Source organism: Pseudomonas sp. S3_C06 (assembly GCF_054667675.1).
In genome coordinates this window covers 510921-523445 of the sequence record NZ_CP162747.1, presented here as the reverse complement: position 1 = coordinate 523445, position 12525 = coordinate 510921, and the positions used below count along the sequence as shown (strand labels likewise).

Genomic DNA, 12525 nt, shown 5'->3' with positions numbered 1-12525 from the left:
CTTTCAGGTCGCGCTGCATCGATGGATGAGCGTCACGCACCCGAAATTGCATTTGCAGGGAATATATTCCATGGATTGAAATTAATCAATGTGGCTCTATCCTCAGCTTTGGGGAGCTTCCATGCCACTGAAACAGTCATTAGCGGCCGTGGTGCGGCTCGTGAGAAGGTCGCGAGGCCTGAATAAGGATGACCTCCAGGGTGTGCTTGATCAAAAGCATATCTACAACCTAGAGAATGCTCGTAGCAGCGTGACTCTCGACACCCTAGAGGAATTGGCCTCGGCGCTTGGAATTGACCTTCTCACCCTGCTCACTGTGGCGGCGAGCCTTGACCGTGGACAGTCGCATGACCAGTTGCTCAAGCATCTCGGTGAGGAAGGAAGTGAGCTCGATGCACTGGGCATCATGAAGCAATGGCCTGGCGAGTTTCACGAGGGCCTTCTAGTCGGGATGCCGGCAGGGAGAAGAACTCCCCTACCCAAAATACAGGCGATTAGAGCGTGTCGACAGCGCGGCATGAATCAGAAAGAAACGGCAAAGGAGCTCGGTCTTTCAACAGCGACCGTGAGCCGAAACTGGAAAATAGATTTAGAGTAAAACCTGCCTGCTACCGGTACCAACGAAGACGACTAATAATAAGGATGAGAGCGTGTGCAGATCACACTATAGACCCTAGGTCTCGACCGCACAGCTATCTTTTATGAGTCGAATAAAGTGGGTCGCGCCAACTTTCTACCACTTCAGCTCCATATTCCTCTTTCCATTGTTTTAGAAGTTTATGATTAGCCCCTCTGGTTTCTATTGACTCGCCAGTATGAGGATTTCGGTAGCACTTCAGTTGCCGTTGCTTTCGCTTCAAAGTGGTAGCGCTGTTCCTTTCTTGTTTGGGTGTTTCAGCAGCGTAACTGGGATCCAGAAGTAAAATGATATCATTGGATTCAAACTGATATTTTTTGGCGAGAACATCTAGCCTACTCAAAAACTGAAATATTTTTACGACCTCTGGATCGTGAGCCAGAGGTAAAGCCGCCTTGCAATCATTGGCAATACGATCATTCGCAGCGAGGAATTCAGTAAATTTTTCCAAGTTATCCTCCCGTATCATCACCGCGCAGGAAAGAATCAGGCCGGCGTGCTTTCGCGAGCGCGAGGACGAACCGCGGATTCAATTGCTCTATCGTCTGACGACGAGCTCCCAATGGATGGAGGCTGATCATTACGAGTCACAGGGATTAAATCCAAGAGTGGATTCAAATGGTGAGATGAAAACTTCTCTCTAGCTAACAGAATACTGACAACTTGCTTTGAATTTAATCCAAACTCTTGAAGGAGCTCTTTAAGCTGCGTATGGAACTCAACATCCAGGACGTAATCTGGTTGGTCTTTTTTCTTGGACAAGGCTAGTAAGGTTTTGGCCAATTGAAACTCCGCCAAGCGGAATTCTACCAAGGTATGGGGTCTGCTCATGTCATTCACCACGCCGCGTCGAGTGAGCTTCTGTGCCGAGTGTAGCCCATGCGAAAAGAGTAATAAACCAAAAATTATTGCCGCCAACCGCTTCGTAAGCAAGCGTATGGTGGCGCCAAAAACCTAGAGATGTTGGTAATCTTACAAACAAAACTCTCCCAGGGGCGAAGACGGTCGGTTACCCGTAAGCCACCTCTGAATCGCGGTAAATAGTTGATAGCGTGGGACTATTGGTCAGAAAAAAGCCCAATCAGAAATACGCGGAATCCTCATGTCAATTACACATTAAATCAGATCAGATTAAATTACGTGAGATCTCGTCGCTCCGCTCAAAAGCGCCTAAACCGGCATTTTTCGACAAAATGCCAAAACAGTTTTTGGATTTTTCCTGCCTGCAAGAAATTCTTATTTGACCCACCAAATCGTCAATATATGGAATATTCCAACCGCAGACGTAATGGGCGTCGCTAGGCGCTAGCCGTGCAGGGTGCCTAAGGTTTTTTCCTTCCGCGATCGCGTGATCATCATCCATGCCCCTTCCGCTTGCTGCATCCATCGAATCAGCAGTCGAACCGGGATCGGGTTTGGTTCGACTCAAGGCAGAGTGGTTTATTCTGAGCGCTACATAGTAGTAACTTTTCAAGGAACTAGAGTAGCAGCAAACAACTTAACACCAAGCAACTTAATACCAAGGTTTTTGCCAAGGCAGAGCTTCACAAGTCAAACCGCAGCGGTATGTATTATCAAGAGCAGAAGAATTGAAAGGATGGTATGTTTTATTCAGGACAATAACTTTGAGGATTTATTTCAAGCATGACCACGACGCTCCGTCAACTTTCAGACTGTATCAATCGGATAAGTACCCAGGACACTTCGCGAAACTCGTCTAAGGTCAAAGCGCTTTTCGCTTCATGAATTAAGCGACTCAAACCTTCATCCAAGTAATTGGCGGTGGTTGACGCAGCAATCTGCATTTTAGTCGTAGGGAAAGGTGAGAAGGCTGTGCGTATAGTTTCGCGGATAAACACCGCCTCTTCACGGGTTATCAACTCATACGCAACCCCCATTAGCCAATAAGCAACCGCTAGCTCACGAGGTGTCGCGGTATCAATGGATGCTTCAGGTGCGGTCAGTCTTCCAGCATTTGGGCGGCTCTGTCTAAGCGGGCTCTGAAAACAAGTCCGCGCTATGCCAGGACTCAGTTTTGGTGTGTCAGCTTGGTGCAGCCAAATCCCTAGAAGAAAACGCAGTGAGTTGCGTGAAAGCCTCTTACTCCGGTGATCGCTGGTATGAGCTTGATACCAGCGCTGAACCCTCTTCACCAATTGCAGAAGTTTCTCATTTTGGGCGGCGCCCTTATCCGATGAGGAGTTCATGATCGGAAAATTGGCACGCAACCTCGATGCAGGGCTTTCCAGGTATTCTTTGAATCCTTGCCAGCCTCTGTCCCTCAGATCCGTAGGGCATTGGATTAATCTAGAAAGAAGGACTGGGCGGGGATGGTTCATACACACGGCTGCCCCGCTGATGCGCCATGACCTGCGCCAAATTGGCACCGGTAGCCCGTTACCACCGTTCAACGCCGTTGCTCACATCGACATCCACATTGCCTGCGGCCTCACTCAACAATATTCGCTGTGCGCGGACTCAGCCAAACGCCACCTGTTGTTTGGCGGCGGAATTGACATTACGCCAATGCTGGCGATGGCCCATGAACTCCATCATCAAGGGGCCGATTTCAGCTGCACTACAGCTTTCGATCCAGCGAACTCGCCGCGTTTATCCGATACCAGCGGCAAGCGCCTTTTACCTGCCACGTGCATTTGCATGAAGACAGCGAATCTTCCGAACAGAAACTCGATGCTACCGCCCTCCTCGCCGCGCCAGACAACTCGAGCCACCTCTAGGTGTGCGGCCCAATTTCATCCTGGACACCGCGCAGGCTGCTGCCTGGGCCGGAGATCGCGTGCACAGAAAGTTCTTCGCTGCCGCACCTGTCTTTGCCTCGCCGCGCGTATTTCTATTGAGCAACGCAACATGTCATATAGAACGCGGTTTATCGTTGCCCACTCGGGCCCAGAATTCCTCTGCTGACGGACTAATGGGGGCAGTCGGACGCGTGAGGTGAATTTCCAGAGGAATATCCCAACTTTCGTCGAGCGCCCGAACGAGACGGCCATCAATCATTTCCTGTTCAGTCAGGCTTTTTGGTAACCAGGCAACCCCTTTGCTCTCCAGTGCCATAGACATCAGGACGGCAGCAAGATGGCTGCTGAAAAGAGGTTTCAGATGAAGATAATCTTCTTTGCCGTGGAGTCGGTGAGCGACGATTCGGCCAAGACCCGATTCGTGCGTATAGGCCAAGTAAGGCAGTGTTTCAGGGGAGGAACCAAAATTGGCAGAGGGACTCGCCAGTGGCACGAGTACATCCTCGCCAATCTTCTTTCCAGTGAACTGATCAGGGGCTAGCAAAGGCGGCACATCTGGGTGGCGGTGGCAAAGCAGAAACTGAACCTGGCCGTGAATTAGCATCTGTTCGCAAACAGCCATGCTGTCTGAATGCAGGCGTACCGCATCTATCGGTGCGCCATTTTCTGCACTTCTCAGCCATCTTGGGAAGAAGGTGAATGACAAGGAGTGAGTAGCTGCGAATTGCAGTGTTTTTGCGGCCATCCCCGCCACTTCCTGAGCCTCAGATCGCATCCGGTACAAACGTCTGGCTGCCTCTTGAGCGCTAGGCAAAATCTGTCTTCCAGCCTCGGTCAGGGTCGCTCCTTGGGGGGTGCGCACGAACAATTCGACGCCCATCCAGTTCTCCAGAGACCGGACTCTGCGACTGAATGCGGGCTGAGTTACGTGGCGCGCTTCAGCCGCCCGTACAAAGCTGCCGTATTCCGCAAGCGCTGAAAAATCCTCAAGCCAAACGAGTTCCAAGGGCAATGCCTCCTGTGCATAGGGCGCGGCATTAATAGCATTGGGCGGGTCACATCGCAAAGCATAACGTGGGGCCACAAACAACAAGAGGAACCCGTTATGCGTATCGTAGACATCCGTGAAAAAACTGTTTCCATTGCCTCCCCAATTGCCAACGCCTATATCGATTTTTCCAAAATGACCTGCTCGGTCGTCGCTGTTATCACGGATGTGATTCGCGATGGTAAACCTGTCATCGGCTACGGTTTCAACTCCAACGGTCGTTATGGCCAAGGCGCTCTGATGCGTGATCGCTTCCTGGCGCGTATCACCGAAGCTGATCCAGACACGCTTGTCGACCATGAAAACAATAACCTGGATCCGTTTGCCATCTGGAAAGCCCTGATGACCAACGAGAAGCCTGGCGGTCACGGTGAGCGCTCAGTAGCAGTTGGCACTATCGACATGGCGGTATGGGATGCCGTCGCCAAGATCGAAGGCAAACCTCTCTATCGTCTGCTGGCTGATCGTTACCGTAACGGCGTGGCCGATGACAAGGTCTGGGTCTATGCGGCGGGTGGCTACTACTACCCAGGTAAAGACCAGACCAAACTCAAAGCAGAAATGCAGAGCTACCTGGATCGTGGCTACGACGTTGTCAAAATGAAGATCGGTGCGGTGCCACTGGACGAAGATATCCGTCGTATCGAAGCGGTACTCGAAGTAGTTGGCGACGGTCGTCGACTGGCGGTCGATGCCAACGGTCGTTTCGATCTTCAGACCGGTATTGCTTACGCGGAAGCCATCAAGAAGTACAACCTGTTCTGGTACGAGGAGATCGGCGACCCACTCGATTACGCACTTCAGGCTGAGCTTGCCAATCACTATGAACTGCCTATGGCGACCGGGGAGAACCTGTTTTCCCACCAGGACGCCCGTAACTTGCTGCGTCACGGCGGCATGCGCCCGGATCGCGACTTCCTCCAGTTCGACTGTGCGCTGTCTTATGGACTCGTGGAGTACATGCGCACTCTGAAAGTGATGGAAGAAATGGGCTGGTCTTCGCGCCGCGTAGTGCCGCACGGTGGTCACCAGATGTCCCTGAACATCGCAGCCGGTCTGCACTTGGGCGGCAACGAATCTTACCCCGACGTGTTCCAGCCTTTCGGCGGCTTCGCCGACGGAATCAAGGTGGAAAATGGATATGTCGGCCTGCCAGATATTCCAGGTGTTGGCTTCGAAGCCAAGTCCGCCTTGTACGCAGTTATGCGCGAGCTAGGCGAAGGCTGATCAACCTCGATCTGCGGTTTCTTTTAAAGAGACCGCAGACTCAGGCGTCATCCGTTGACGCCAAACCACATGCCCATCACAAAAATAAAATGAGGTGCTTCCGTGGAAATTTCCAAATCCCGCTGGTACAGCCAGCTATATGTGCAGGTGCTGATCGGTATCGTCATCGGCGCAGCGATTGGTCACTTTGAACCGCAATTCGGAGCCAAGCTTCAACCTTTTGCGGATGGCTTTATCAAACTCATCAAAATGCTGTTGGCGCCTATTATTTTCGGTACCGTCGTGGTTGGTATCGCAAAGATGGGCAGCATCAAGGAGGTCGGACGGATCGGCGTCAAGGCGCTGCTCTACTTTGAAATCCTTTCCACCATTGCGCTAGTCATCGGCCTTATTGTGGTCAATATCGCAAAGCCAGGCGCCGGGATGAATATCAACGCTACCACGCTTGATGCCAGCGCTATCGCCAAGTACAGCCAAGCCGCCACGGAACAGGGTGGCACTATCGATTTCTTTCTCAACATCATCCCGAGCACCTTCATTGGCGCATTCTCGAATGGCGTCATGCTTCAGGTCATTCTGATTTCGGTATTGATGGGCGTCGCCCTTGTCCAGATGGGCGAAACCAGCAAGCCGCTGATCAATACCATCGACTTGTTTCTGCAAGGGCTTTTCAAGATCGTGGCAATGGTGATGCGCCTTGCTCCCCTTGGTGCCGGCGCCGGGATGGCTTTCACTATAGGCAAGTACGGCATTGGTACCTTGCTGTCGCTCGGCCAGTTGCTGGTCGCGCTCTACATCACCACCTTGATTTTCATCGTGGTAGTGCTGGGTACGGTTGCCAGATGGTCGGGCATGCCGCTGATGCAATTTCTTCGTTATTTCAAAGATGAAATTCTCATCACGCTTGGCACTTGCTCAACCGAAGCCGTGCTTCCGCGAATGATGGTGAAACTTGAAAAGCTGGGCTGCAAGAAGTCAGTGGTAGGCATGGTGCTACCCACTGGATATGCCTTCAATGCAGATGGCACCTGCATTTACCTCACCATGGCGGCGATTTTTATCGCACAGGCAACCAATACGCCACTGACGTTTATGGATCAGATGATTCTGTTGGGCGTCTTCCTGCTGACCTCAAAAGGCTCCGCTGGCGTAGCGGGTGCCGGGTTCATAACCCTTGCGGCAACGCTAACAACCATCCACTCCATTCCTCTGGTCGGCCTCGTCTTGCTACTGGGCATTGACCGATTCCTGAACGAAGCACGGGCCGTGACCAACCTGATCGGTAACGGCATCGGCACCATCGCCATTGCCAAGTGGGATAACTCGTTCGATGTCGAGGCCTGCGAGCGTGAAATCGCCGCCATGAAACACGAAAAAGCGGCCAGGAAGGCATTGTTGGCGCAGAAATAATCTGCAAAGGGAAGCCGGTCATCTCGCCTTAGAAACGGTTATGACCGGGAGTGCCTTCCAGGTCTCGTTCAAATCGAATGAGACCTACAAATTACTTGTAAGAATTTGATGGAGCCAAAAATGATCGAGCGATCACATCATGAACTGCGCAAGGCGTTTGGTGATTTACTCCAGGGTACCGTCTGCAAATTCGCTGCTTCCGTATTCGATCCGATCTCGGTTCGTATGGCTTCCGACCTTGGCTTTGAGGTCGCCATTCAAGGTGGTTCCGTCGCCTCGCTTCAGGTGCTCGGGGCACCGGACATCGCACTGCTCACGCTGGATGAGTATGTCGAGCAGGTTTCCAGAGTCGGACGAGCCAGCCAAATCCCAATCATTGGGGATGCTGACCATGGATTCGGAAACGCACTGAATGTAATGCGAACTGTGACCGAGCTGCAGAAAGCCGGCGTCGCCGCCCTAACGCTGGAGGACACCCACCTACCGGCCAAGTACGACGAGCAATCGCATGTGCTCATCGAGAGGGAAGAAGCCGCGAGCAAGATTTACGCTGCGCGATTTGCGCGATCAGACGATGCGCTCATCATCATCGCCCGAACGAATGTGGCCGTTACCACTTTGGAAGATTCCATTGCACGCACCACGGCCTATGAAAAAGCCGGGGCCGACGCGATTTGCCTCGTCGGGGTAAAAAACTTCAAACATTTGGAAGCACTCACAGCACATCTCAGCGTGCCGATCATGCTGATCAATTATGGAAATCCGGCTCTTAGTGATGTTGAGAAACTGAGTGCTGCCAATGTGCGGATTGTCGTCAATGGGCATGCGCCGTATTTGTCCGCAATCAAAGCGACGTACGAGGCGCTGCGCGAACAAAGCGGCACAAAGGGTAGCGAGCTATCGCTTCCCGATCTGCTTTCTAAATACACACTCTCGGACAATTACCGTGAGTGGGCGAAAACCTATTTGAAGTCAGGACACGATTCAAATTGAGTTTGAAACAGGTGAAATAAAGCGTCATGAAAAAGACAAGTGAGTTCAGGTCTTTTCAAATTGAAGAACGTTGTCACCGTGCCTCAAATCGGCTCTGCAACAAGCGATACACGCAATGCGATGGCACTGCGCGCATTGGAAAATTTGCTTACGGGTCTCGAAGGACGGCAACCAAGAGACCTCGTGAACACTCACGGGCTAGGACGCAGATGGACGCAGCAGTGACGACAAGGACGCTGGCGGTATGGCCACCGCTCAGGATGGATCGCGGCTATAGGTTGGGTCGCCTACTCAAGCTTAAGCCGCTCTAAACAAGATCGACTATTTGCCGATGCGCTCCGTTTCCTGTTCTCGCCGACGCGTGTCCTGATTTTGATGCTAGGCGTTATTCTTTTTCAGGCTCTCAGGGCTGCCAGCGCACAGACCATCCATCACCAAATTCATCAATCTGGCGAGACGTAAGCGCCATTCGCTCTGGGCATCCATTTGCCATATTCCCGCGATGGCTAGAAAAAAGTCGTCGTTTGTAATCCCGCTACGAATCGTTCCTGCCTTTTCATTTGCCCTCAAAAGCAACTCGGCGGCTCCTTGGACAGGAGCGTATCCCGACTTCCCAGGGAACTCGTAAACGCAAGCAGCTTGTTGGATCGCAGTAGCGAGTCCTGCCTTTGTCATTGCATATTCAGCGAGGCAGTCCATCCACTCTCGGAGGGCTTCCTTAGGTGGTTTTGTCGCGAGTAACTCTTCCGCCAAGGAGGCCACCTGCTGCATTTCGAATTGATAGACCTCGAACACCAACTTCTCCCTGGTAGGGAAGTGGCGATAGAACGTGCCCTGCCCTACCCCTGCCTTCTTCGCAATCGTGCTTAAAGGCATCGCAGGGTCGCTTGTCAGCTCTACCACCGCGACCGCCAAAATCCGTTCCCGGTTTTTTTTTGCGTCAGAACGCATCACCAACTCATCAGTCATGAAAAAGTTTTCCTTCACTGCATTGCTAAGCGGACAATTGTCCGGTACGGTCGAAAAGTGGACAGCTGTCCGCTTAGGCATCGTTTCTGGAGTTTACTATGAACAGCACTGGCAACACGATTCTGGTTACTGGCGGCACCTCAGGCATCGGCCTCGGTCTGGCGCTGAGATTTCACAAGGCGGGCAACAAAGTCATCATCGCTGGGCGTAGCAAGGCTCTGCTCGACAAGGTCGTGTCAGAACACCCTGGCATTGAATCAGTATTGCTTGACGTCTCAAATCCCCAATCCATCCAGCGTACCAGCGAAGCGCTTGCGATCAGCCATCCGAATCTGAACGTTCTCATAAACAACGCTGGGATCATGCACTGGGAGGATCTGACTGATCCGGAAAGCCTGAGCACCGCCGAAGATCTCGTGACAACGAACTTGCTTGGCACGATTCGAATGGTGTACGCATTCACTCCCCAGCTGATCAAGCAGATCAGTGCAACGATAGTGAATGTCAGCTCGGCGTTGGCATTCGTACCGCTGCCAGCCACACCGACCTACAGCGCAACTAAAGCGGCGGTTCACTCGTTCACTCAAAGTCTTCGAGTGCAGCTAGAAGCCTCGTCCGTCGAGGTCATCGAGCTTGCGCCGCCAGGGGTACGTACCACATTGCTTGGACAGGAAAACGACGAAAATGCTATGCCTTTGGAGGAGTTTTTGGATGAAATCTTCGAACTGCTCAAGATTTCTCCGACCCCGCCTGAACTTGTCGTTGAACGCGCGAAGCCATTACGATTTGCGGAAGCGAGCGGATCACATGGTGATGTCTTGAAAATGCTCGCGGGATACAAGCCACCGACAGAGTAACGTTTACCTTGCGGGCACACCTGATGCGTCCAAATAAGCAGCTAGCATCTGCCTACTGGGCGCACAGTTTTTTGTTGCTCCTATTCATCAAGGGAAAATGGCGGCAAAGCTGATCATCCAATTGGAGCGCGTAGATGGATGCAGTGCGCAATCTCACGCCCGTAAATTTGGCTACCCAGCGGAGCAGTCCGATGCAGCCTGAAACGCTGGCCTACCCCTCTGGCAAGTGGGATTGGCCATTTCCTACCGCATGACCAGGCGTCCGCCTCAAATCACAGCAAGTGCAAGGCATATGCTACTTAGCTAGATGAGCCATTCGTCGAGCGCCGAAGGCGTCGGTTGACAGAGCGACTCTCCTACTTAAATATGTAGTGCACTATACAATAGCGAGCTATGAAATGACCTCAAACCTGAAACGGGTGGGTACCCAGCTGTCTTTTTCACTCTACGCGGCGGCAAATCGGGTCGTGCGATTGCACAAACCCTATCTGGAGCCGTTGGGCCTAACCTTCCCTCAGTATCTGGTCATCCTGGAGCTTCTAAACGGTTCGCCACTCACTGTGGGAGCACTCGGAACCCGGCTTGCGATGGACGCTGGAACCATAACGCCATTGCTGAAAAGGCTTGAGGCTGCCGAACTCGTCAGCCGCACACGGGATCCTGCCGACGAGCGCCGCGTGATGATCGACCTGACGCCTAATAGCCGCATGTTGGAAGCTGACATTCGGGGAATCACTAGCAAAATTAAGTCAGCTTGCCAGCTTGATGAGCGGGGTATCGATGAGCTTCGACAAACACTCGATGCGCTCGGTCATCCGGCAACCGACTGAGTATTTTTCACGCCTTGCACAAAGAGGAAATCATGACTATTTCAATATCTAGATTCGATGCTGATACAGCGATGGATGACACCCTTCAATTTCAAAAGACGGCACGTACTCGGCGGTCTTTTCGAGGGTTTCTGGACACCTCCGTACCCGATCACATCATTCAGGAGGTGTTGAAGGATGCCCAGTGCGCCCCCTCCAACTGCAATACCCAACCTTGGGACGTGCACATCGTTCGCGGTCAAAAACTAAAAGAGCTTTCGCAAATCCTCCACGCAAAAAATACTGCAGGCGAATTCACGCCAGACTTTTCGTTCAATATGGATGCTTTTTACGGCATGTATGGGGATCGTAAGAATGCGCAAGGCAAAGCCTACTACGAGGCTATGAATGTTATGCGCGAAGACAAGGAGGGGCGTCGGCGGGCCGCAGCCCTGAACTTGTCTTTTTTCAATGCTCCCCAGGCAGTTTTTTTATTCATGCCGGTGTTTGGCGACAGCGTTCGAACTGCTGGCGACATTGGTATGTACGGCCAAACCTTCCTACTGTCACTCGCTGCCCGTGGGTTAGGCGGCATCCCGCAAACCTCGCTTGGTTTCTATGCAGAAACGATCCGCGAGGTGTTAGGCATTTCTGAAGAAATGAAAATGCTGTTTGGCATGTCATTTGGCTACCCAGACGAGAGTGCTCCAGGCAACCGCATGCATATGGATCGCGTGCCAATTACTGACAGCGTGACCTTTCACTCTTGAAGAGTCGTATTTACCTGAGCCAGGCGACATGCGTGCCCCAGAGCGAAGTGGCTGCGTGACATGCTTAATTCATTCGTATATCCAACCAAGCGGTCACTCAAGTATTGGTTGTAGGTAAGGAGGTTGAAGTGAAAATCGGAATTATTGGCGCCGGTAATATTGGGGCTACGCTTGCCCGCAAGCTTGCTGCGTGCGGCCATGAAGTTAAGCTGGCAAACTCGAAAGACCCTGAGAGCATTCAGAACCTTGCCAATGAAATCGGCGTGAGCGCGGTAACCAAGGAAGATGCGGTGTCCGGAGTAGAAGTTGTAATCCTCTCGATCCCCTTCGCAAAATACCCTGATCTCAAACAGACATTGAGCAGTGTCCCTGAGAAGACCGTCGTCATTGACACGTCCAATTATTATCCGGGGCGCGACGGGGCGATCAAAGAAGTTGACGACGGCAAGCCTGAGAGCATCTGGGTAAGCGAACAGATTGGCCGACCGGTGATTAAGGCTTGGAACGCCGTTCTCGCAGCGACTCTTGCCGACAAGGGTCAACCAGCGCGGTCGTCAGAACGCATTGCCTTACCTGTAGCCGGCGATGATATTAATGCTGAGGCAATTGCACAGGATCTCGTAGAGGACACTGGCTTTATCGCTCTGGCCGCAGGCAACATTGAGGATTCATGGCGCCAGCAACCAGGTACACCTGCTTACTGCACTGAACTGACCTTGCCAGAACTCAAATTAGCACTGAAAGCTGCAGACAAGGCACGAGCACCTCAAAACCGCGACGCACTGCTCGCTAAGTTCATGACTCCCGGCAGTCAGTTTACTCACCAGCAAATTATTGCCACCAATCGGGCAATGACAGCCTGACTTTTCGGATTGGGTGGAATCTGCATTTAGAGCAACGTAATGAAGCGCACTGCGCTCAGCCTCTACACCCGCTAGGCGGGAAATGAACCAGGCGGCCAGATACTGCGATGCCAGGCCGCCGCCAGCGGTTGCGACATTGCCCTGCTATGGGTCGTTTTCTGCCTCTCGCGACGGGCAGAAAAC

Annotated in this window: 13 protein-coding genes; 8 read left to right on the top strand and 5 right to left on the bottom strand. The window is 52.3% G+C overall.

The genetic code is table 11. From position 1 onward, the window contains the following. The first annotated feature begins 121 nt into the window (after window positions 1–121). Window positions 122–598 carry a helix-turn-helix domain-containing protein gene (locus AB4N44_RS02195; protein WP_191622600.1) on the top strand — a complete coding sequence of 159 codons (477 nt, stop codon included), beginning with the start codon at window positions 122–124 and terminating at the stop codon, window positions 596–598. Between the two features lie 94 nt (window positions 599–692). Here AB4N44_RS02195 and AB4N44_RS02190 read toward each other — a convergent pair whose 3' ends face one another. The 4 genes from AB4N44_RS02190 to AB4N44_RS02175 all read right to left on the bottom strand — a co-directional run bounded on the left by AB4N44_RS02190 (window position 693) and on the right by AB4N44_RS02175 (window position 4402). Beyond that, entirely contained in the window at window positions 693–1088 is a 396-nt protein-coding gene (locus AB4N44_RS02190; protein WP_150792784.1) for a histone-like nucleoid-structuring protein, MvaT/MvaU family, read from the bottom strand. A 35-nt stretch (window positions 1089–1123) separates the two neighbouring features. Further along, window positions 1124–1468, bottom strand: a complete 345-nt coding sequence (locus AB4N44_RS02185) for a hypothetical protein (RefSeq protein ID WP_150792785.1) — start codon at window positions 1466–1468, stop codon at window positions 1124–1126. A gap of 295 nt (window positions 1469–1763) precedes the next feature. Then, entirely contained in the window at window positions 1764–2000 is a 237-nt protein-coding gene (locus tag AB4N44_RS02180) for a hypothetical protein (protein WP_150792786.1), read from the bottom strand. A gap of 1508 nt (window positions 2001–3508) precedes the next feature. Beyond that, window positions 3509–4402 (bottom strand): LysR family transcriptional regulator, encoded by an 894-nt coding sequence (locus AB4N44_RS02175; protein WP_137217014.1) that lies wholly within the window; start codon window positions 4400–4402, stop codon window positions 3509–3511. Between the two features lie 99 nt (window positions 4403–4501). Between AB4N44_RS02175 and AB4N44_RS02170 the strand changes: the two genes are divergently transcribed. The 3 genes from AB4N44_RS02170 (at window position 4502) to AB4N44_RS02160 (ending at window position 8074) form a co-directional block, all read left to right on the top strand. After that, entirely contained in the window at window positions 4502–5671 is a 1170-nt protein-coding gene (locus AB4N44_RS02170; RefSeq protein ID WP_053123197.1) for a mandelate racemase/muconate lactonizing enzyme family protein, read from the top strand. A gap of 102 nt (window positions 5672–5773) precedes the next feature. Then, entirely contained in the window at window positions 5774–7081 is a 1308-nt protein-coding gene (dctA, locus tag AB4N44_RS02165; protein ID WP_122590618.1) for a C4-dicarboxylate transporter DctA, read from the top strand. A 120-nt stretch (window positions 7082–7201) separates the two neighbouring features. Further along, window positions 7202–8074, top strand: a complete 873-nt coding sequence (locus tag AB4N44_RS02160) for an isocitrate lyase/PEP mutase family protein (RefSeq protein WP_460158164.1) — start codon at window positions 7202–7204, stop codon at window positions 8072–8074. 378 nt (window positions 8075–8452) lie between these two features. Here AB4N44_RS02160 and AB4N44_RS02155 read toward each other — a convergent pair whose 3' ends face one another. After that, window positions 8453–9043 (bottom strand): TetR/AcrR family transcriptional regulator, encoded by a 591-nt coding sequence (locus tag AB4N44_RS02155; protein WP_161986523.1) that lies wholly within the window; start codon window positions 9041–9043, stop codon window positions 8453–8455. 98 nt (window positions 9044–9141) lie between these two features. Here AB4N44_RS02155 and AB4N44_RS02150 point away from each other — a divergent pair, with 98 nt between their 5' ends. The 4 genes from AB4N44_RS02150 (at window position 9142) to AB4N44_RS02135 (ending at window position 12342) form a co-directional block, all read left to right on the top strand. Next, on the top strand, window positions 9142–9900 hold the full coding sequence (locus AB4N44_RS02150; protein ID WP_137217016.1) for an SDR family oxidoreductase: 759 nt from the start codon (window positions 9142–9144) through the stop codon (window positions 9898–9900). 398 nt (window positions 9901–10298) lie between these two features. Then, on the top strand, window positions 10299–10730 hold the full coding sequence (locus tag AB4N44_RS02145; RefSeq protein WP_137217017.1) for a MarR family winged helix-turn-helix transcriptional regulator: 432 nt from the start codon (window positions 10299–10301) through the stop codon (window positions 10728–10730). A gap of 32 nt (window positions 10731–10762) precedes the next feature. Beyond that, complete coding sequence (locus AB4N44_RS02140) at window positions 10763–11479, top strand: nitroreductase (protein WP_137217018.1); 717 nt, start codon at window positions 10763–10765, stop codon at window positions 11477–11479. A 128-nt stretch (window positions 11480–11607) separates the two neighbouring features. Next, complete coding sequence (locus AB4N44_RS02135) at window positions 11608–12342, top strand: NADPH-dependent F420 reductase (protein WP_137217019.1); 735 nt, start codon at window positions 11608–11610, stop codon at window positions 12340–12342. Window positions 12343–12525 lie beyond the last annotated feature (183 nt).

What these genes read in the sequence shown, in the direction of transcription:
- AB4N44_RS02195 (WP_191622600.1), top strand. Translation starts at nt 122, where the DNA reads ATGCCACTGAAACAGTCATTAGCGGCCGTGGTGCGGCTCGTGAGAAGG.
- AB4N44_RS02185 (WP_150792785.1), bottom strand. Translation starts at nt 1,468, where the DNA reads ATGAGCAGACCCCATACCTTGGTAGAATTCCGCTTGGCGGAGTTTCAA.
- AB4N44_RS02180 (WP_150792786.1), bottom strand. Translation starts at nt 2,000, where the DNA reads ATGGATGATGATCACGCGATCGCGGAAGGAAAAAACCTTAGGCACCCT.
- AB4N44_RS02170 (WP_053123197.1), top strand. Translation starts at nt 4,502, where the DNA reads ATGCGTATCGTAGACATCCGTGAAAAAACTGTTTCCATTGCCTCCCCA.
- AB4N44_RS02160 (WP_460158164.1), top strand. Translation starts at nt 7,202, where the DNA reads ATGATCGAGCGATCACATCATGAACTGCGCAAGGCGTTTGGTGATTTA.
- AB4N44_RS02155 (WP_161986523.1), bottom strand. Translation starts at nt 9,043, where the DNA reads ATGACTGATGAGTTGGTGATGCGTTCTGACGCAAAAAAAAACCGGGAA.
- AB4N44_RS02150 (WP_137217016.1), top strand. Translation starts at nt 9,142, where the DNA reads ATGAACAGCACTGGCAACACGATTCTGGTTACTGGCGGCACCTCAGGC.
- AB4N44_RS02145 (WP_137217017.1), top strand. Translation starts at nt 10,299, where the DNA reads ATGACCTCAAACCTGAAACGGGTGGGTACCCAGCTGTCTTTTTCACTC.
- AB4N44_RS02140 (WP_137217018.1), top strand. Translation starts at nt 10,763, where the DNA reads ATGACTATTTCAATATCTAGATTCGATGCTGATACAGCGATGGATGAC.